The 17160-nt window shown below is 58.3% G+C and carries 16 protein-coding genes; 8 read left to right on the top strand and 8 right to left on the bottom strand.

Features of this window, described 5'->3' with window-relative positions; all coding sequences use genetic code 11:
* Positions 1 to 10: 10 nt before the first annotated feature.
* A complete protein-coding gene (gene creD, locus AAC060_RS05950) occupies positions 11 to 1426 on the bottom strand; it encodes a cell envelope integrity protein CreD (protein ID WP_339824020.1) in 1416 nt (471 codons plus the stop codon).
* Positions 1427 to 1553: 127 nt separating this feature from the next.
* Between creD and AAC060_RS05945 the strand changes: the two genes are divergently transcribed.
* Positions 1554 to 2702, top strand: a complete 1149-nt coding sequence (locus AAC060_RS05945; RefSeq protein ID WP_339824018.1) for an alpha-hydroxy acid oxidase — start codon at positions 1554 to 1556, stop codon at positions 2700 to 2702.
* A 22-nt stretch (positions 2703 to 2724) separates the two neighbouring features.
* Complete coding sequence (locus AAC060_RS05940; RefSeq protein WP_339824016.1) at positions 2725 to 3216, top strand: hypothetical protein; 492 nt, start codon at positions 2725 to 2727, stop codon at positions 3214 to 3216.
* Between the two features lie 13 nt (positions 3217 to 3229).
* Here AAC060_RS05940 and AAC060_RS05935 read toward each other — a convergent pair whose 3' ends face one another.
* Positions 3230 to 3850: a LysE family translocator gene (locus tag AAC060_RS05935; RefSeq protein ID WP_339824014.1), complete on the bottom strand. Its 621-nt coding sequence runs from the start codon at positions 3848 to 3850 to the stop codon at positions 3230 to 3232.
* Positions 3851 to 3981: 131 nt separating this feature from the next.
* Here AAC060_RS05935 and AAC060_RS05930 point away from each other — a divergent pair, with 131 nt between their 5' ends.
* Complete coding sequence (locus AAC060_RS05930) at positions 3982 to 4272, top strand: GIY-YIG nuclease family protein (RefSeq protein WP_339824013.1); 291 nt, start codon at positions 3982 to 3984, stop codon at positions 4270 to 4272.
* Between the two features lie 265 nt (positions 4273 to 4537).
* On the opposite strand, the gene sdhA is transcribed toward AAC060_RS05930, so the two are convergent.
* From sdhA to sdhC, 3 genes are read right to left on the bottom strand one after another with little or no spacing between them, the layout of a single operon-like run.
* Positions 4538 to 6355, bottom strand: a complete 1818-nt coding sequence (gene sdhA / locus AAC060_RS05925) for a succinate dehydrogenase flavoprotein subunit (protein WP_339824011.1) — start codon at positions 6353 to 6355, stop codon at positions 4538 to 4540.
* A complete protein-coding gene (sdhD, locus tag AAC060_RS05920; protein WP_339824009.1) occupies positions 6355 to 6744 on the bottom strand; it encodes a succinate dehydrogenase, hydrophobic membrane anchor protein in 390 nt (129 codons plus the stop codon). The genes sdhA and sdhD overlap by 1 nt, the downstream gene beginning before the upstream one ends.
* Before the next feature lie 14 nt (positions 6745 to 6758).
* Positions 6759 to 7172: a succinate dehydrogenase, cytochrome b556 subunit gene (sdhC, locus tag AAC060_RS05915; protein WP_339824008.1), complete on the bottom strand. Its 414-nt coding sequence runs from the start codon at positions 7170 to 7172 to the stop codon at positions 6759 to 6761.
* Between the two features lie 201 nt (positions 7173 to 7373).
* Here sdhC and AAC060_RS05910 point away from each other — a divergent pair, with 201 nt between their 5' ends.
* Together AAC060_RS05910 and AAC060_RS05905 are read left to right on the top strand one after the other, a co-directional pair.
* Positions 7374 to 8087 (top strand): SDR family oxidoreductase, encoded by a 714-nt coding sequence (locus tag AAC060_RS05910; RefSeq protein WP_339824007.1) that lies wholly within the window; start codon positions 7374 to 7376, stop codon positions 8085 to 8087.
* Positions 8084 to 8764, top strand: coding sequence for a spermidine synthase (locus AAC060_RS05905; protein WP_339824006.1), 681 nt, complete (start codon positions 8084 to 8086; stop codon positions 8762 to 8764). Before AAC060_RS05910 ends, AAC060_RS05905 begins: the two co-directional genes overlap by 4 nt.
* A gap of 14 nt (positions 8765 to 8778) precedes the next feature.
* Here the strand turns inward: AAC060_RS05905 and AAC060_RS05900 are convergent, their stop codons facing one another.
* Both AAC060_RS05900 and AAC060_RS05895 read right to left on the bottom strand, forming a co-directional pair.
* Entirely contained in the window at positions 8779 to 10071 is a 1293-nt protein-coding gene (locus AAC060_RS05900; RefSeq protein ID WP_339824713.1) for a DUF4010 domain-containing protein, read from the bottom strand.
* A gap of 128 nt (positions 10072 to 10199) precedes the next feature.
* Positions 10200 to 11831 carry a M20/M25/M40 family metallo-hydrolase gene (locus AAC060_RS05895; protein WP_339824710.1) on the bottom strand — a complete coding sequence of 544 codons (1632 nt, stop codon included), beginning with the start codon at positions 11829 to 11831 and terminating at the stop codon, positions 10200 to 10202.
* Between the two features lie 163 nt (positions 11832 to 11994).
* Between AAC060_RS05895 and AAC060_RS05890 the strand changes: the two genes are divergently transcribed.
* Both AAC060_RS05890 and AAC060_RS05885 read left to right on the top strand, forming a co-directional pair.
* Complete coding sequence (locus AAC060_RS05890) at positions 11995 to 13875, top strand: ABC-F family ATP-binding cassette domain-containing protein (protein ID WP_339824005.1); 1881 nt, start codon at positions 11995 to 11997, stop codon at positions 13873 to 13875.
* Between the two features lie 3 nt (positions 13876 to 13878).
* Positions 13879 to 14871 (top strand): 50S ribosomal protein L11 methyltransferase, encoded by a 993-nt coding sequence (locus AAC060_RS05885; protein WP_339824004.1) that lies wholly within the window; start codon positions 13879 to 13881, stop codon positions 14869 to 14871.
* 661 nt (positions 14872 to 15532) lie between these two features.
* On the opposite strand, the gene phhA is transcribed toward AAC060_RS05885, so the two are convergent.
* Positions 15533 to 16429, bottom strand: a complete 897-nt coding sequence (phhA, locus tag AAC060_RS05880; protein WP_339824003.1) for a phenylalanine 4-monooxygenase — start codon at positions 16427 to 16429, stop codon at positions 15533 to 15535.
* A 29-nt stretch (positions 16430 to 16458) separates the two neighbouring features.
* Here phhA and AAC060_RS05875 point away from each other — a divergent pair, with 29 nt between their 5' ends.
* Positions 16459 to 17145: a TIGR02117 family protein gene (locus tag AAC060_RS05875; RefSeq protein ID WP_339824002.1), complete on the top strand. Its 687-nt coding sequence runs from the start codon at positions 16459 to 16461 to the stop codon at positions 17143 to 17145.
* Positions 17146 to 17160 lie beyond the last annotated feature (15 nt).

Raw genomic sequence — 17160 nt, 5'->3', positions numbered from 1 at the left:
CCGTTTATATTTATGCTTTTGGTCGGCTGATCGTAGCGGACCAGTCAAGCCGCCGGGTAACGAACATCACTCCGGCCAGTGCCGCGAATATCAGCAGCGATCCGATCAGCAGCGAATAGGCTTCGAGGCTGAGCAGGATATAAATCGCGCCATAGAGACCGGCGAGCAACCCGCCGATGATCGAGGCCCTTCGCCAACTTGACAATACCGACGCCGAATAGGCAGTGATCAGCCCGATCGTCGCCAACGATGCCATGACATAGGCCCATGCAAAGCCGATGATCTCGGCAAATGCCAGCAGCAGCACGAAGAATAATACCAGCGCAACGCCGACCAATATATATTGCACCGATGATATCCGCACCCCGCCGATCAGATCGAACAGCAGGAACGCGACAAAGGTGAAACCGATGATCAGGAAGCCATATTTGGCCGCCCGGTCGACCTGACCATAGAGATCAACCGGCTGGATCAAGTCGACGGTCGCGCTAGCGGCAACAGCATTTCCATATTCAGCGCCGCTATAGGACATGTCCTTCGCACGCATCGGGTGCACCTCCTCGCCCGCGTCATTGGCGATCAGCGATGTACCGAGCGCCAGATTAGTAATCACATATTTCGCCTCAAAGCCGTCGGCATTGATTGTTCTGCTTTCCGGAAGAAAACTCCCTGCAAAGCTGGGGTGTGGCCATGTCGACTGGACGGTCCATTCGGTCTGGCCGGCATTGGGCGCAATTGTCAGGCTCTGGTTTCCTTTGAACCGGACATCGAACTTGGCTTCTATTTCGCCGCTTTCCAGCGCGCTGCTATCGAGAAAGGCGAAAAAGCCGCTATTTCCCGTAGCGCCAAGCCCCTTGCCGGGTTGCAGTTCCAGCGCTTCACCATTGACGCTGACCTTATTGTCTCCCGCGAGACCGCGGGCGTCCGACAGGCCAAAGCGCAGTTCCGCGCGGCTGAAATCAATCCGGTCGCGGGTCACGCCATAACGATCGAGATCGTCGGGCAGCTTGAACACCGCGGACCCGGTAATCGCCGTGTCATAGACAATGACCTCGTAAATCGCCCGTTTCTTGGTTTCGGTGTTCAACTTGCTGTCCAGTTTCACCAGTTCCGGCGCGACAAATAATTCGCGGCTCACAATATTGGTCCGGGTTACCGTCTTGCCGTTCTGCTCCACAGATTCCGTGACCTTCGCCTGATAGGGCAGCACGATCTGGGGGCCGGCAAAAACCTGCTGACCGCCCCAACCCGAGACGATCGATTGCTGCGCGGTTTCGCTCTGGCTCTGCCGGTCATAGTTGAGCAGCCAGACGGTGAACAACGGAATGGTTATCAGAAACCCCATTAGCAATACCATCAGGAATTTCCTGCCGGGCGATCGCTCGGGTTTCCCCGGGTCACCCTGATTGTCTTGTATCTCCGTCATAATATCTCCCTCTTCCGTCCCAACAAGTTTAGTTTGCGCAACGCCCCGGTTCGTCTAGGCTCTATGTATCATCCATATATCCGCTGCGACGAGCAGAGGCACACGCACGCCAAATCGAAAGGCCGTTATGAATATTTCCGATTGCCACAATGTGAACGACTTCCGTGCGCTTGCCAAGAAACGCCTGCCCTTTCCGATATTTGACTATATCGACGGCGCAGCAGACGACGAGGTAACCCGTCGGCGCAACACCACCGCCTATGAACGCTGCGATCTGGTGCCCAATGTTCTCACCGGCGTCGAGACTATCGACATGAGCACGACGGTCATGGGGCAGAAGCTGGCGATGCCGCTCTTCCTTTCGCCAACCGCTCTGCAACGGCTGTTTCACTGGCAGGGCGAACATGCCGTCGCCCGCGCCGCTGAAAAATTCGGAACCTTTTTCGGTATCTCTTCACTAGGGACGGTGAGCATAGAGGAAATCGGAGAGAGCATCAGCACGCCGAAAATGTTCCAGCTTTATGTCCACAAGGACAAGGATCTCAACCGGTCGATGGTCGAGCGCTGCAAGGCCGCGAAGTTCGACGCGCTGACCCTGACCGTTGACACCATCGTCGGTGGCAATCGCGAACGTTGCCTGCGGTCCGGCTTCACCAGCCCGCCCCGGATCACCCCGACCAGTTTCTGGAGCTATGCCGCGAAACCCGCTTGGGGCCTGAACTATATGTTCCGCGAGAAGTTCGAACTGTCCAATCTGAAAGACCATGTATCCGAAGGCAGCAGCGTCCCCAATTCCGTTGCCGACTATTTCACCAATATGCTCGACCAGTCGCTCGACTGGGCGATGGCGGAGGAAATCGCGAAGGATTGGGACGGTGAATTCTGCCTGAAAGGTATCATGTCCGTGGCCGACGCAATGCGCGCGGTCGATATTGGCGCGACCGCGATCATGGTTTCCAACCACGGCGGCCGGCAACTCGACGGCAGCCGCGCACCCTTCGACCAGCTGGCCGAAATTTGTGATGCGGTCGGCGACAAGCTCGACGTGATTTGCGACGGCGGCATTACCCGTGGCAGCCATGTGCTCAAAGCGTTGAGCGTCGGCGCCAAGGCCTGCTCGGGCGGGCGCCTCTATCTCTACGCCCTCGCAGCCGCCGGACAGGGCGGGGTGGAGCGGATATTGTCTTTGCTGCAAAATGAAATTGAACGCGACATGAAACTAATGGGCGTCACGGCGGTTGATCAATTGAACCGCGACAATCTGCGCTTTCGCTGAGCTACGCGGTCAGGGGATAGAAATGAAAAGAATGAAACACTCGCTCGGCTTGTTAATGGCCATCGGCCTGCTCGAAACCACGGCATTGGCCCAAGAAGGCGCTCCACAGGATTCGACGCTGGAATCGGCAGGCAACAAGGTCACCGAACCATTTGACGGCAAGGAAGTCCCGCAGAAACTGATCGATATTCAGGACGATCCCTATTCGGTCAGCGGGATGCGCAATTGCAGCGCGATCATCGCGGAAGTGCGCGAGCTCAACGAAGTGCTGGGTCCGGACGTCAACGAGAAGGTCGACAAGAGCCTAGCCAAAAAACGAGAAGAAACCGCTGCCCGGGTCGCGGGTAGCGCCGTCGGCTCGATCATTCCCTTTGGCGGAATTATCGGCGAGGTTACCGGCGCCAATGCCGAGCGTCGGCGTTACAATATCGCCGTCTATGCCGGAACGGTCCGGCGCGGCTTTCTGAAAGGCGTGGGTCTGCAAAAAGGATGCAAAGCCCCGGCCAAACCTTGATTAAAAAGCGATATCAGCGGAACGTATCAACGAAAAACCATATTGCGATAACGGCCAGCATCACTGCGAAGCCCCGCCTGACCAGTCGCGCATAAGGGCCGGTGCTGAGCCAGCCATGCGCGCGACCGGCGAGCAGGACGATGGTGATATGAATCGTGGTGGCAACCGCTACATAGGCGATCGAAAGCTGCGCGGTTTGCATCGCGACCGACCCGTTTGCGACAATATGGACCGGCAGCACCGCGATGAAGAATAAAGCTGCCTTCGGATTGAGCAGATTGATCAGAAGTCCGCGCCGGAAATACTTTGCGGCTGTCCCATTTTTGTGAATGGCCGAGGGCGAGACTTCCCGCTCGCCAACCCACGCCTCCCACGCCAGCCAGAGCAGAAATGCCGATCCGGCATAACGCAGCAGGTTGAAGATCAAAGGTGATTCATGCGCCAGTTGCGCCAGCCCCAATGCGGATGCCGCCGCTACAATCGCCAGTCCCAGACCAATACCGGCGGTTGCCGCAAAGCCCGCGCGCCTGCCCTCGCTCGCACTGAGCACGGCCAGCCAGCCCATATTCGGACCGGGCGTCAGTTCGACGAGCAAGACGACGAGCAGAAAGGAGGGGAGCATCGGGGCGAGCATGAGACGCTTCTATCGGGATTGGACGATGGCGGGAAGTGGTTGGGAGATTTTGCGTAGAATATTTAACAGTTCCAGCCTGTCAGGTCAGGCAAGGCTGGCACCCAAACCACTCTCCCTTTACCTACAAACTCATGAAACGCGCCTATGTCTATATTATGACCAACAAGCCCTTTGGCACGCTCTACATCGGGGTCACCTCAAACCTCCCCGCGCGCATATTCCAGCACAAGAACGGCACCGGCTCAGATTACTGTCGTAAGAATGGCCTCGAGCGGCTCGTCTATATCGAAGAATATTCTTCTCCTTACGAAGCAATCTCTCGCGAGAAGGCGATGAAAGCATGGAAGCGCCGATGGAAAACGGATTTGATTATCAAGGACAATCCGGAATGGCGCGATTTATGGGATGATCTGAATGCCTGATCGTCATGCCAGCGAAGGCTGGCATCCAAACCAATGGTGCGATGAGGAACCAGACTTCCCTCATTTAAGACCGGTTTAGGCTCCAGCCTACGCTGGAGTGACGATGATAATATCAAGTACGCCTAAACCGTCATGCCAGCGAAGGCTGGCATCCATACCAATGGTGCGTTGAAGAAACACTCTTCCCCCATTTGTGTCCGGTTTGGGCCCCAGCCTGCGCTGGGGCGACAGTTAACAACGGTAGTTGTTCTCACTCCGCCAGAAATCAATAAACCCGCTTCTTCGGCTCCACATATTTCGCTTCGTCGGTCAGCGTGTAATCATGCACCGGACGATAGCTGATCTCGCTCTTGCCGCCCTGGCCGCCCCAGCCTTCGAAGGTGATGACGGTGTGCTTCATCCAGTTCTTGTCGTCGCGATCGGGATAATCTTCCTGCATGTGCGCGCCGCGGCTTTCCTTGCGGTTGGCGGCAGCTTTCATCGTGACCATCGCCTGGCTCATCAGATTGTCGAGTTCGAGCGTTTCGATCAGATCGGTATTCCAGATCAAAGAGCGATCAGTGACGCCGATATCGGCAAGCTTGGCGTTGACCTTGTCCATCGCCGCGACGCCTTCGTCGAGCAAGACATTGTCGCGGAACACAGCAGCATGCGCCTGCATCGTTTTCTGCATTTCGAGGCGCAGGTCGGCGGTCGGGATTGGTCCCTTGGCATTGCGGAAATGGTCGAGGCGTTGCAGCGCCAGATCGGCGGAGTTCGCAGGCAAAGGCTTGTGCGACGCGTTCGGCACCAGCTTTTCCTTGAGCCGCAGACCGGTTGCGCGGCCAAAGACCACGAGATCGATCAGCGAGTTTGAACCGAGACGGTTTGCACCGTGCACGGAAACACAGGCCGCTTCACCGACGGAATAGAGGCCCGGAACAATCGCGTCCGGATCGTCCTTGGTCGGATTGATCACTTCGCCATGATAGTTACAGGGTATGCCGCCCATATTATAATGGACCGTCGGCACCACCGGCAGCGCTTCACGTGTCAGGTCGACGTTGGCGAAAATCTTGCCGGTTTCGGTGATACCCGGCAGCCGTTCGGCCAGCACTTCCGGCGCGATATGGTCGAGGTGGAGATAGATATGATCTTTCTCCGGACCGACGCCGCGGCCTTCGCGGATTTCGGTGGCCATGCAGCGCGAAACAACGTCGCGGCTGGCCAGATCCTTCGCGCTCGGCGCATAGCGTTCCATGAAACGCTCGCCTTCGCTGTTGGTCAGATAACCGCCCTCGCCGCGTGCGCCTTCGGTGATCAGCACGCCGGCGCCGTAAATGCCGGTCGGGTGAAACTGGACAAATTCCATATCCTGCAAGGGCAGACCAGCGCGCAGCACCATGCCGCCGCCGTCACCGGTGCAGGTATGGGCAGAAGTCGCGCTGAAATAGCAGCGGCCGGAACCGCCGGTCGCCAGTACCACAGCGTGGCTGCGGAAACGATGGATCGAACCGTCTTCGAGGCACAGAGCGATCACGCCCCGGCACTCGCCGTCTTCCATGATCAGGTCGATGGCAAAATATTCGATGAAGAAATCCGCGTCATATTTCAGGCTCTGCTGATAGAGCGCGTGTAACATCGCGTGGCCGGTACGGTCGGCAGCAGCACAGGTACGCTGGACCGGAGGCCCCTCGCCCAGATTTTGCATATGACCGCCGAACGGGCGCTGGTAGATCGTGCCATCTTCGTTGCGCGAGAACGGTACGCCAGCATGTTCCAGCTCGTAAACCGCCTGCGGTGCTTCGCGCACCAGATATTCGATCGCGTCCTGGTCGCCGAGCCAGTCCGACCCCTTGACCGTGTCATACATATGCCAGGTCCAGTGGTCCGGCGTGTTGTTGCCCAAAGATGCGGCGATGCCGCCCTGTGCTGCAACAGTGTGCGAGCGGGTCGGGAATACTTTTGTAATACAGGCCGTTTTCAGGCCCGATTCCGCAGCACCCATGGTAGCGCGCAGGCCGGAGCCTCCGGCACCGACAACAACGGTGTCATAGGTGTGATCGATGATCTTGTAAGCAGGCTGGGTGGATTGTTCAGTCATTATGCTACCACTCCGGTAAAGGCTATTTTAGCGACCGAGAATATTCCCAGAGCCGCACCGCCGATGGCGAAAAAGTTGAGGAAGAGGATCAGGCCGAATTTCATGCCATGATCCGGGACATAATCCTCGATCAGGACCTGCAAGCCGATCCGGATATGCCAGAAGATGCTGACCAGCATCAACATCATCGGTACCGCTACCAACGGCGAGGACAGCCATTCGATCATCAAGCCATGTTCATAATTCGGCAGCCGGATCAACGAGAATACCAGCCAAAGGACCAACAGCAAATTGCTGACCGCGGTGACCCGTTGCACTATCCAGTGATGCGCGCCTTCTTGCGCCGATCCGAGGCCGCGTACCCGGCCGATATTGGTTCCTGAACCCATGTTCCGATTCCTACCTAAAAAATATTCTTGGAAACGATGTAAAGCCACATCGCGCCGGTGGTGATAATCGCGGCCAGAGGCACGGCGATCGACCACATTCTATTTGTCTGCAATTCATAGCCGGCGCCAGCGTCCAGCACGAAGTGGCGCAGACCCGAATACATATGCTCGAAAAAGGCAAAGCTCATGCCGACCAGAACGATATAGCCAAAATAGCCCCAGTTGAACCAGCTGAGAAAATAGTCATAGCTCTCCGGCCCGGCGGAAATCGCGTACAGCCACCAGACCAGCAGCGGAACGCCAACCAGCGCCATGCCGTCACCGGTCACCCGATGGAGAATGGACACCAGCATATGCGGCCCCCATTTATACACCTGCAAATGCGGTGAAAGCGGTCTGTTCGATGCTGAACCTGATACGCCGGACATTATATTCCCCTGAACAATCTCTCCGGGTCATGCCGGAGTCTTTGAAATCGAACCATTCCCTTAGCGAAAAGCACGTCTCATGCAAACCGGATGCACCCGATTTGATCAATTTATTAGTGCCAGTTCCTGCGACGCCGATCAAAATCACGAAATTTGCATCATCCATGGACGCGCGCGCCTTGTCGTTCTAGTCCATCCGGCATGAGCAAAGCAAAAACACATATATTGGTAACCGGAGCCAGCCGCGGCATTGGCAAGGCCATCGTCGAATCGCTGGATCGGGACAATGTCACGGCCGTTGGCCAGAGCACGACGGGCGCAAATGGCCTGCTCGCGGCTGATTTCTCTCGGGAAGGCGCAGCTGATCGGCTCTGGGAAGAGGCGCTGGACCGGCTGGACGGTCGCATCGACGTGCTGATCAACAATGCCGGCCTGTTCGACCCCAATCCGATCGCGAGCGATGACTGGCTGGAAAGCTGGAACCGGACGATGACCATCAACCTGACCGCTTCCGCAGAGCTGTGCCGCCATGCTGTCCTGCATTTCCAGCAGCGAGACAAACCGGGCCGGATCATCAATATCGCCAGCCGCGCTGCCTATCGCGGCGACAGCCCCGACCACTGGCATTATGCCGCGTCCAAGGCCGGCATGGTGGCGATGACCAAGACTATCGCCAGAGCCTATGCGAAGAACGAGATACTGGCTTTTGCGATCTGCCCCGGTTTCACCATGACCGGTATGGCCGAAGATTATCTGGAAAGCCGCGGCGGCGACAAATTGCTCGCCGACATCCCGCTTGGCCGCGTCGCCCAGCCCGAGGAAATCGCCTCGATCGCTCGCTTTTGCGCGCTCGATGCCCCGCCCAGCATGACCGGCGCGGTACTAGACGCCAATGGCGCGAGTTTTGTCCGATGATCGCTCGCGAACTTCTCGACACAGCGCCCATCCCCGGCGGCGACGAACTCCGGCTGTTCCGCCGAGAGCTCAAGGGCGCGGACGAATATTCGATCATGCTCGGACGCATCGAACTGATGAACAGCCGGCTCAGCGGATCGGAAGAGGCGCTAGCCACCCTCACCTGCAAACGCCTCGGAGTGAAAAACCCGCGGATATTGATCGGCGGCTATGGCATGGGATTTACCTTGCGTGCGGCTCTGTCGGTTTTGCCACCGCAAGCGCATGTGGAAGTGGTCGAACTGATCCCCGCCATCGTCAAATGGGCGCGCGGGCCGATGGCTGATCTGTCGCGCAAATGTCTCGACGACAGCCGCGTCACCATCACCACCGGCGACGTCTGCGATGTGATCAACAAGGCAGACCGCGAATATGATGCCATATTGCTGGACGTGGACAATGGTCCGGATGGCCTGACCCATGAAGCCAATGACCGGCTCTACAGCATCGCTGGCCTGGCCAAGGCCAAGAAAGCGCTCCGCTCCAACGGAATTTTGGCGGTGTGGTCTAGCGAAGGCGATACGCGCTTTACGTCGCGACTGAAAAAATCAGGTTTTACCGTCGATGTGAATACGGTCCCGGCGCGCAGCAACGGCAAAGGCGCGAAACATACGATCTGGCTGGCGGCGAACAGCTAGCTAGAGCCTAGACTTCAGAAGTGGATATCAAACGCCACAAAACTCACCAGACCGGCAATAGCCAGAACAATGCTGCTCGCGGCCAGAGCGGCGACGGCGGAGCGCCCTTTCTTCCAGCCTGCGGTAAAACCGGCCACGCCGGTCTTGAACAGCATATTGGCCAATACCGTCATCGCCAGCACGAAGCCGGCAAGATTGGATAATATCGTCTCCGGCGGCAACGCCCCCAGCGTTATTATCGCGGCATCAACATCGAACGATCCCATGATCAGGACCAGATAGGCAATCCCGCTGGTGCCGAATTCGGCCTCCGCCCACCGCGCCGCCAGCGACATTGCCGCCACCGTCAGCGCAAAGAAGAAAGCCGGCAGCAAGCGCACGGGGTTGCGCGTTTCGACGCTCTTGTCGGTTTTGGCGGCCCCGCTACGGCGCAGCTGCAGCAACCCGATGACAGCGGCCACCAGCGCGGCCGGTGTCAGGATCATCGCCAGCGGCACAAAGGCAAAACGCGCGAGTATGAAGGTCAGCAGCAATACCCGGACGTACATCACCGCCGAGGCCAGAGCGATGCCCGCCGACAATGTGCGCCTGTTGCTCTCTTCGCCGCGCAATCGCTGGGCCAGCGATGCGGTTACCGCGGTGGAACTATAAGCGCCGCCAATAACCGCGGTCACAACCGTCCCGTGCGCCTCGCCAAAAATCCGGTTGGCGACATAGCCGGTGAAAGACAGGCCAGTGACCAATATGACAACAAACCATAATTGCTGCAGGTTGAACGCATCATAAGGCCCGAAATCGCGGTCGGGCAGAAACGGCAGAACCGCAAGCGCGATCAGGGCGAAGCGGATCATGACATTGATATCGGTCGACCCGAGCTTGCCCAGAAACCCATGAAGCTCCGAGCGCATCGACAGCAGCCCGGTCGTAATCGCCGCTCCGGCCATGGCCAGCGCCGGATAACCGCTGCCCGCCAGAAGCCCGAGACAGAGAGTCAAAAGCGAGACCACAAAATTGGTGATGCTGCGCCCGTCCGGTTCGTGGATCGTCTTGGCGTGACTGAATCCCAACATGATCACTATGCCGGCAAGCAGGATCGCCGCCATTATCAGGTTCAGGCTTTGCGCAATCAGCGCGACCAGACCGCCGACACCGGCGATCAGACCGAAGGTACGAATCCCGGCGACCCGGGCGCCCTTGTGCTCGTCGCGCATCGTCCATCCGCGCTCGACACCGATCAGCAAGCCCGCCGCCAATGCGATCGCTAGATCGCGGTAAATCAGCCACTCCCCAGAGAATTCCGTCAGCATTGCCAATATAATATCCCGTCGCGCATATCGGTTTCGGCAAAGCTCATGTGCCGTTCGTTAGGTTAGTGACAGCAAGAACCTATACGTAATGTCCCATAAGCTGCCTCGGAGCGGTTCAAGATACCTGCCTACTGCCGCGCTTCGGCGCTCGCATCGCGCAGTTCCTTGAATTCGGAACCGGCCTTCCACTCCGGCCAGTCCTTCGAATAGGCAAGGCTATTGCCGATGTCGAACATCACATCGATATCCTGCACCGCGCCGGTCAGATTCCAGTCCGGCGACCAGGCATCGCAGGCCGCATGATAGCATTTGCCGGTATAGTCATCGATCCACTTCTGGCCCGCTGCCCTGCCGCCCTCGACCAGATCGGAGGCACCCGCCAAGCTCATCATCAGCAGCACCGGCACACCGCGTTTGGCAAGCGAGAAATGATCCGCGCGGAAAAACAGACCGCGCTCGGGCAGGCTTTCTTCGGTCACCACACGCCCCTGCAATTTTGCAAACTTGGCCAGATCATCTTCGAGCGTCCCCTGCCCCTTGCCGACCAATATGACGTCCTTCGCCTTGCCAGCGGTTTGCAGAACATCGATCGCCAGATTGGCTACGGTTTTTTCCACCGGATATATAGGAGCCTGCGCATAGACTTCGGAACCGAGCAGTCCGCGCTCTTCGGCGCTCCATGCGGCAATCACGATCGTCCGGTCCGGCTGCGGCATGGATTTGAACTTGCGCGCTATTTCCATGATCCCTGCAATCCCGAGCGCGTCGTCATTGGCACCGGCGCGATAGACGTTGCCGTCTTCGTCGGGCGGTCCTTCGCCATAGGCATCCCAATGCGCGCCAAAGATGATGGTTTCGTCCGGCCGCGCCTTGCCGGTGATTTTGCCGAACACATTTTGGCTTTTCACCACCTCCTGTTTCACCGGATAAGAAGCCGCGAATTTGCTGTCGATAGCCACCGGCTTGAAATCGCTCTTTCTCGCCGCGACCCGCAATTTCGCAAGATCCAGTCCTGCGCCATCAAACAGTTTTTGCGCGGCTTCATCGCTTATCCAACCTTGCAAGGCAAGACTCGTCATTTCTCCGTCCGGTTTGGCGATGCCGTAATTCTCGCCTTGCGGGCTTTCAACCACACTCCAGCCATAGCCAGCTGCTTCGGTTTCATGGATGATCAGCGCAGCAACGGCGCCGCGCCGCGATGCTTCTTCAAATTTATAGGTCCATCGGCCGTAATAGGTCATCGCACGGCCGCCGAATTTGTCCGCAACGGCTTCGTCGGAAGCGGCGGCAAAATCAGGATCATTGACCAGAAAGACCGCGACCTTTCCCTTCAGGTCCACATCCTTATAATCGTCCCATCCCCGCTCGGACGCGGTCACGCCATAGCCGACAAAAACCATTTCCGCGTCCTCGACCACCGCCCGGTCTCTGGGCTGCAGCGTCGACACATAGATATCCTTGCCGGCATGTAACGCCGTGCTTTTGCCCTTGCTGGAAAACGAAAGCCTGTCCGGCGTACCGAGAGCCGTGTGCAACAATGGCACCGGCTGCGTCCAAGTACCGTCGACACCGCCGGGTTCAAGCCCCAGAGCCTCGAATCGACCGATCAGATAGCCGATTGTCCTGTCTTCGCCTGCTGTACCCGGTGCACGGCCTTCAAACTGGTCCAATGTCATGGTTTTGACGGTCCGGGTGATTTCCTCGGCGCTTATCTCTGTCGGTTGATCCGCAGCCTGGGCGAAGGCGGGGGCACAAATCATCATGGCAGTGGCAGAAAACAGCGTAGCGGTGCGACCTGAAAACAAAGCAAAACTCCTGCAAAATCAATAGAACGGATAATATGAGCCTATCAGCCTGCATTTGCACGTGAAGTTTTTTACGCTATCTTTTGCACTAATGCACTTGCTCCGCTAACGGCTGCCCATGCTTAATTTCAGTAATATAACCGTGCGCCTCGGCGGCACTGTGATCCTTGATGGTGCGACCGCTGCACTGCCCCCCGGCGCGCGCGTCGGCATGATCGGCCGCAATGGCGCGGGCAAGTCGACCTTGATGAAGGTCATTGCAGGATTTCTCGAGCCCGACGACGGCAGCGTCGACATGCCCAAGGACGCGCGCATGGGCTATATCGCCCAGGAAGCGCCCGCCGGACAGGATAGTCCGCTGGACACCGTGCTGGCAGCGGACACAGAACGCGCTTCCCTGCTTGAGGAAGCCGAAACCGCCGCCGACCCGCACCGGATCGGCGAAATTCACGAACGTCTGAACATGATCGAAGCGCATAGCGCTCCGGCGCGTGCGGCCAAGATCCTGATCGGCCTTGGCTTTGACGAAGCGGCCCAGCAACAGCCGATGGACAGTTTCTCCGGTGGCTGGCGGATGCGCGTCGCTCTGGCGGCTCTGCTATTCTCGCAACCCGAACTATTGCTGCTCGACGAACCCTCGAACCACCTCGACCTCGAAGCGACTCTGTGGCTGGAGAATTTCCTGACCAGCTATCAGGCGACGATCCTCGTTATCAGCCACGAACGCGACCTGCTTAACAATGTGGTCGACCATATTCTGCACCTCCAGCACGGTAAAACCACCCTCTATCCGGGCGGCTATGATGCGTTCGAGAAGCAGCGGGCCGAACGGCAGGCACAGCTCGCTTCCTCGCGCGAGAAGCAGATTGCCCAGCGCGAGAAGCTGCAATCCTACGTCTCCCGCTGGGGCGCCAAGGCGCATAGCGCGAAACAGGCGCAGAGCCGCGTCAAGGCACTCGCCCGCATGGAACCGATTGCTGAAGCGATTGACGACCCCTCGTTGACTTTCCATTTTCCCAGCCCCGCAGAATTGAAACCGCCGCTGATCACGCTGGATGACGCTTCGGTCGGCTATGGCGACAATATCATTCTCTCCGGCCTCAACATGCGGCTGGACCCGGACGACCGGACCGCATTGCTCGGCCGGAACGGTAACGGCAAGACCACGCTCGCCCGTCTCCTCGCCAGCCAGCTGGAACCGAAAAAAGGCTCGATCAACAAATCGGGCAAGCTGACCGTCGGCTATTTCACTCAATATCAGGTCGAGGAACTGGACACCTCGGACACCCCGCTCGAACATATGACGCGGCTGATGAAGGATGCCAAGCCGGGAGCGGTACGCGCCCAGCTCGGCCGCTTCGGCTTCTCCGGCGACAAGGCGACGATATTGGTCGGCAAGCTGTCCGGCGGCGAACGCGCCCGTCTGGCGCTGGCGATGATCACCCGCGATGCCCCGCATCTGCTGATCCTCGATGAGCCAACGAACCATCTCGACGTCGATGCGCGCGAAGCCCTCGTCCACGCGCTCAACGAATATAGCGGCGCCGTCATATTGGTCAGCCATGACCGCCATATGCTTGAACTCACCGCCGACCGGCTGGTGATGGTCGACAGCGGCAAGGCCGAGGAATTTTCCGGCACGCTCAAGGATTATACCGATTTTGTTCTCGGCAAGAACCAGCCGGGATCAGCGGGCGGCAAGGGCAGCGGCGGCAACCGCAAGGAAGAACGCCGCGCAGCCGCCGAACGGCGCAAGCAGCAAGGGGAATTGCGCAAGACCGTCACCGCGTCGGAAAAGCAGATGAAGGTCCTCGGCGAGGAAGTCTCCGCCATTGACCGCGCGATGTTCGATCCGGCATCCGCCGATCCGAAACATGCCGACCTGTCGATGACCGACCTGATGAAGCTCCGCGCCGAAACGCAGGACAAGCTCGACGCAGCCGAAGTAAAATGGATGGAAGCCAGTGACAAGCTGGAACAGGATAATGGCAATGGCTGATCGGTGGCCGCGTTGACCACGACCTGGAAAGTATCGCTCCCCTGCACCCGAGCCGAAGCGGACATGCTGGCGGAAGACCAGTTGTTCATTGCGGGCAGCGATTCCACCCCGACGATTGTCGCCAGCGAAATCGATTCCAAAACCCCTGATGCATGGGTGATCGACGTCTATTGCCAGATCGAACCGGATGCGGCGCTGATCGACAATCTGCTGCAATTGTCGCCCTCTGCCGAAGCAGCCGCTTTCGAGCCGGTCGTCGAGATGCTCGAAGACGAGGACTGGGTGACGCTGAGCCAGCAAGGCCTAGAGCCCTTGCGCGCCGGACGTTTCCTCGTTCATACGTCGAGCGACCAGCCGTCCGCCGATCCGAAGCTGACCAATCTCTGCATAGACGCCGGACAGGCTTTTGGCACTGGCCATCACGAAACCACAATGGGCTGCCTGCAAAGCCTCGACCGGCTCAAGCGAACCGGCCACCGGTTTCGCAATATTGCCGATATCGGCACCGGCACCGGCCTACTCGCCTTTGCTGCCCACCATCTCTGGCCAGACGCCAAGCTCATCGCCAGCGATATTGACCCGATCTCGGTCACGGTCACCGGGGAAAATGCCCGTCAGAACGCGATTCCATTGGGCAATCGCCGCAGCCAGATCCGGCTGGTCCAGAGCAATGGCCTCGATCATCCGGCGTTGAAGCAACGCGCACCCTATAACCTGATCATCGCCAATATATTAGCCGGTCCCCTTGTCGGCCTCGCCCCGCAAATCGCCGCCGCAGCAACCACCGGAACCGTGCTCCTGCTCGCCGGTCTGCTGAGCCGCCAGAAAGCCGAAGTCGTCCGCGCCTATGTCCGCGAAGGGTTTAGACTGCGACACACGCAACTGGACAATGAATGGCCGAGCCTGACTCTGGTCAAATCAAAAAAATACGGCTGGCGCCGCAAAGCGCACCAGAGGAAATCACCGCTGGCACCGGATTATTTCGGGGAGATTTAGGGTTGTTATCCTGCGAAGGGCAAAGCAAGCCGTGTGACTCGCTTTGCGGTCCATCTCCCAAATTTGCGGCCGGGGGTGGTTTGAGTATAGTTCACTGATAGCTGGATTCTCTTGAACCAGAACAACGCCTCCCCGCTCCCGTCATGCCAGCGAAGGCTGGCACCCAAACCAATTGCGACCAGTAGGAAACACTCCCCCTCATTCAAAATCGGGGTGGGCCCCAGCCTGCGCTGGGGTGACAGAGATGAAAGTGATCAGGCCCCCGACTCTGGAAAACCGCTTTCCTACACCCGACCCGATCGCTTATTTTCTCCGCGGCTCGTACGATATGCGGGGAACAGGCTCTTTGACATTCTGAAAAGGAACAGCGGAGCTGATTGATGTCAGAATAGTGCGTCCGAACCGGTTTAATTGGAAGGTCACACTCGACCCCCGGCTGAAGGCAGGAAAAGGCAGGAGAACTGCCGCTTCAGGGCAAAGGTCACAGAAAATAAAACCGGTCTCTGCTGTAAAGTCTTCGGTGAGGCGCAATATTGTCAGGGCTCGCACAAAGACACAAAGCCACAAAGGCTGGATCTATGCGAGCAGTCGCTTTGCGGCTTCGCGGCTTCGCGGCTTCGCGTGAGTCCAATGCGGGCGCTCGCCACGGATCGGTGCGCGATTAAACGACCATAGCTTCCCCTGCCTTCGAAAGCGCATATGTCTGTGTACCCTCGGTCAGCACCTCGTCACCCGCCACAATCTCGGCAATCTTGATATCGGGCAAGTCCACAATCTTGTCATAAACCGGCTTGAAGTCGGTCTCCACGGTCACGCGCAGCAGTTCGTCGAGACTGGGAATGACAAAATAATTCTGCTGATAATCGTCGATCCGGTATTCGGTGCGCAACACCCGTTCGAGATCGAACATGATCCGGTTGGGGCTGGGATCGTCGAGCGCGAAGACGCTCTCGCCATAGCTGGAAACGATGCCCGCGCCATAGATGCGCAAGCCTCCTGCTTCCTGGATCAGACCAAATTCCACGGTATACCAGTAAAGCCGCGCCAGCTGTTTCAGCGTGCCAAATTTCAATGCCCGCAGCCCGCCGCGTCCGTAAGCCGCCATATAATCCCCGAACCTCTGGTCGGCGAGCATCGGCACATGGCCGAAGACATCGTGAAAAATATCCGGCTCCTGCAGATAGTCGAGCTGGTCACGCCGCCGGATGAAATTGCCGGAGACAAAGCGCCGGTTGGCGAGATGGTCGAAAAACACATCATCGGGCACCAGTCCGGGAACCGCAACAACCTGCCATCCCGTGGCATCCATCAATATCCGGTTGAGCTCTTCAAAATCGGGAATGCCGGGCCGCGACAGATTCAATATATCGATGCCGTCGAGAAACGCCTGCGCCGCCCTGCCCGGCAGCATCTCCTGCTGGCGGGCGAATAATATGTCCCATGTCTCGTGATCTTCAGCGGAATAGCTTTTCCAGTCCTGATCGATCGTCCAGTCGGCATTTGCGTGTGCTGGCGGCTTGTCATAGACATGGGTTTCGGTTTCGGGGGTGCTTGGCATGACCGCATCTTACAGCAAAAAAGGTTTCCATGGCAACTAGCTCGCTCAAATGGTTGAAACGGACGGTCATTGCGCTGGGCACCGTCATTGCCCTCTATCTGCTGGCGGCGCTGTGCGGCAGCCTGCTCCCCGCCAACCAGAACTGGCAGAGCCCCGATGACGGCATCGAACTGTTCATCGAAACCAACGGCCTGCACACCGGTATCATCATGCCGATCCGGAGCGATGTCCACGACTGGACGCCTCTGATCCGCCCCGAACATCTGGCGGACCCGTCGCTTTATGGCAGCCATATCCTGATCGGCTGGGGCCATGAGGGCGTCTATCGCAACGCCCCCCGATGGACCGGCCTCCGGCCCGCCGATGCCCTAAGCGCAATTTGGGGCAGCGATGACGTACTTATCCACGTCTATCACCTGAAATATCCACAGGCTTATCCCTATTACCGCCGCCGCCTGAAAGTCAGCGAAGCCGAATATCGCAAAATCGCCAGGGAGATAGAAGCGCGCTTCGTCCTCGACGATCAGTATCGCGCCCTGCCGACGCCCGGCTATGGCAAGGATGACCTCTTTTACGAGGCCAACGGCCATTATAGCGCCTTCTACACCTGCAACAACTGGACCAGCGATGTCCTGCAACAGGCGGGTATCCGCACCGGGCGATGGACCCCGTTCCAGGGCGGCGTGATGCGCTGGTTTCCGGAAGGCGCGGAGTGAACGGTGCCTCCTTTA

The sequence above is a fragment of the uncultured Parasphingorhabdus sp. genome (assembly GCF_963975555.1).
GTDB lineage: Bacteria > Pseudomonadota > Alphaproteobacteria > Sphingomonadales > Sphingomonadaceae > Parasphingorhabdus.
Note: the sequence above shows the minus strand (reverse complement) of the source record. Positions and strands in the feature narration are given on the sequence as shown.

Coding starts and splice junctions, on each gene's coding strand:
- AAC060_RS05940 (WP_339824016.1), top strand. CDS start 2,725: ATGAAAAGAATGAAACACTCGCTCGGCTTGTTAATGGCCATCGGCCTG.
- AAC060_RS05895 (WP_339824710.1), bottom strand. CDS start 11,831: ATGATTTGTGCCCCCGCCTTCGCCCAGGCTGCGGATCAACCGACAGAG.
- AAC060_RS05930 (WP_339824013.1), top strand. CDS start 3,982: ATGAAACGCGCCTATGTCTATATTATGACCAACAAGCCCTTTGGCACG.
- AAC060_RS05945 (WP_339824018.1), top strand. CDS start 1,554: ATGAATATTTCCGATTGCCACAATGTGAACGACTTCCGTGCGCTTGCC.
- AAC060_RS05890 (WP_339824005.1), top strand. CDS start 11,995: ATGCTTAATTTCAGTAATATAACCGTGCGCCTCGGCGGCACTGTGATC.
- AAC060_RS05875 (WP_339824002.1), top strand. CDS start 16,459: ATGGCAACTAGCTCGCTCAAATGGTTGAAACGGACGGTCATTGCGCTG.
- sdhC (WP_339824008.1), bottom strand. CDS start 7,172: ATGTCCGGCGTATCAGGTTCAGCATCGAACAGACCGCTTTCACCGCAT.
- AAC060_RS05900 (WP_339824713.1), bottom strand. CDS start 10,071: ATGCTGACGGAATTCTCTGGGGAGTGGCTGATTTACCGCGATCTAGCG.
- AAC060_RS05905 (WP_339824006.1), top strand. CDS start 8,084: ATGATCGCTCGCGAACTTCTCGACACAGCGCCCATCCCCGGCGGCGAC.
- phhA (WP_339824003.1), bottom strand. CDS start 16,429: ATGCCAAGCACCCCCGAAACCGAAACCCATGTCTATGACAAGCCGCCA.
- sdhD (WP_339824009.1), bottom strand. CDS start 6,744: ATGGGTTCAGGAACCAATATCGGCCGGGTACGCGGCCTCGGATCGGCG.
- sdhA (WP_339824011.1), bottom strand. CDS start 6,355: ATGACTGAACAATCCACCCAGCCTGCTTACAAGATCATCGATCACACC.
- AAC060_RS05935 (WP_339824014.1), bottom strand. CDS start 3,850: ATGCTCGCCCCGATGCTCCCCTCCTTTCTGCTCGTCGTCTTGCTCGTC.
- creD (WP_339824020.1), bottom strand. CDS start 1,426: ATGACGGAGATACAAGACAATCAGGGTGACCCGGGGAAACCCGAGCGA.
- AAC060_RS05910 (WP_339824007.1), top strand. CDS start 7,374: ATGAGCAAAGCAAAAACACATATATTGGTAACCGGAGCCAGCCGCGGC.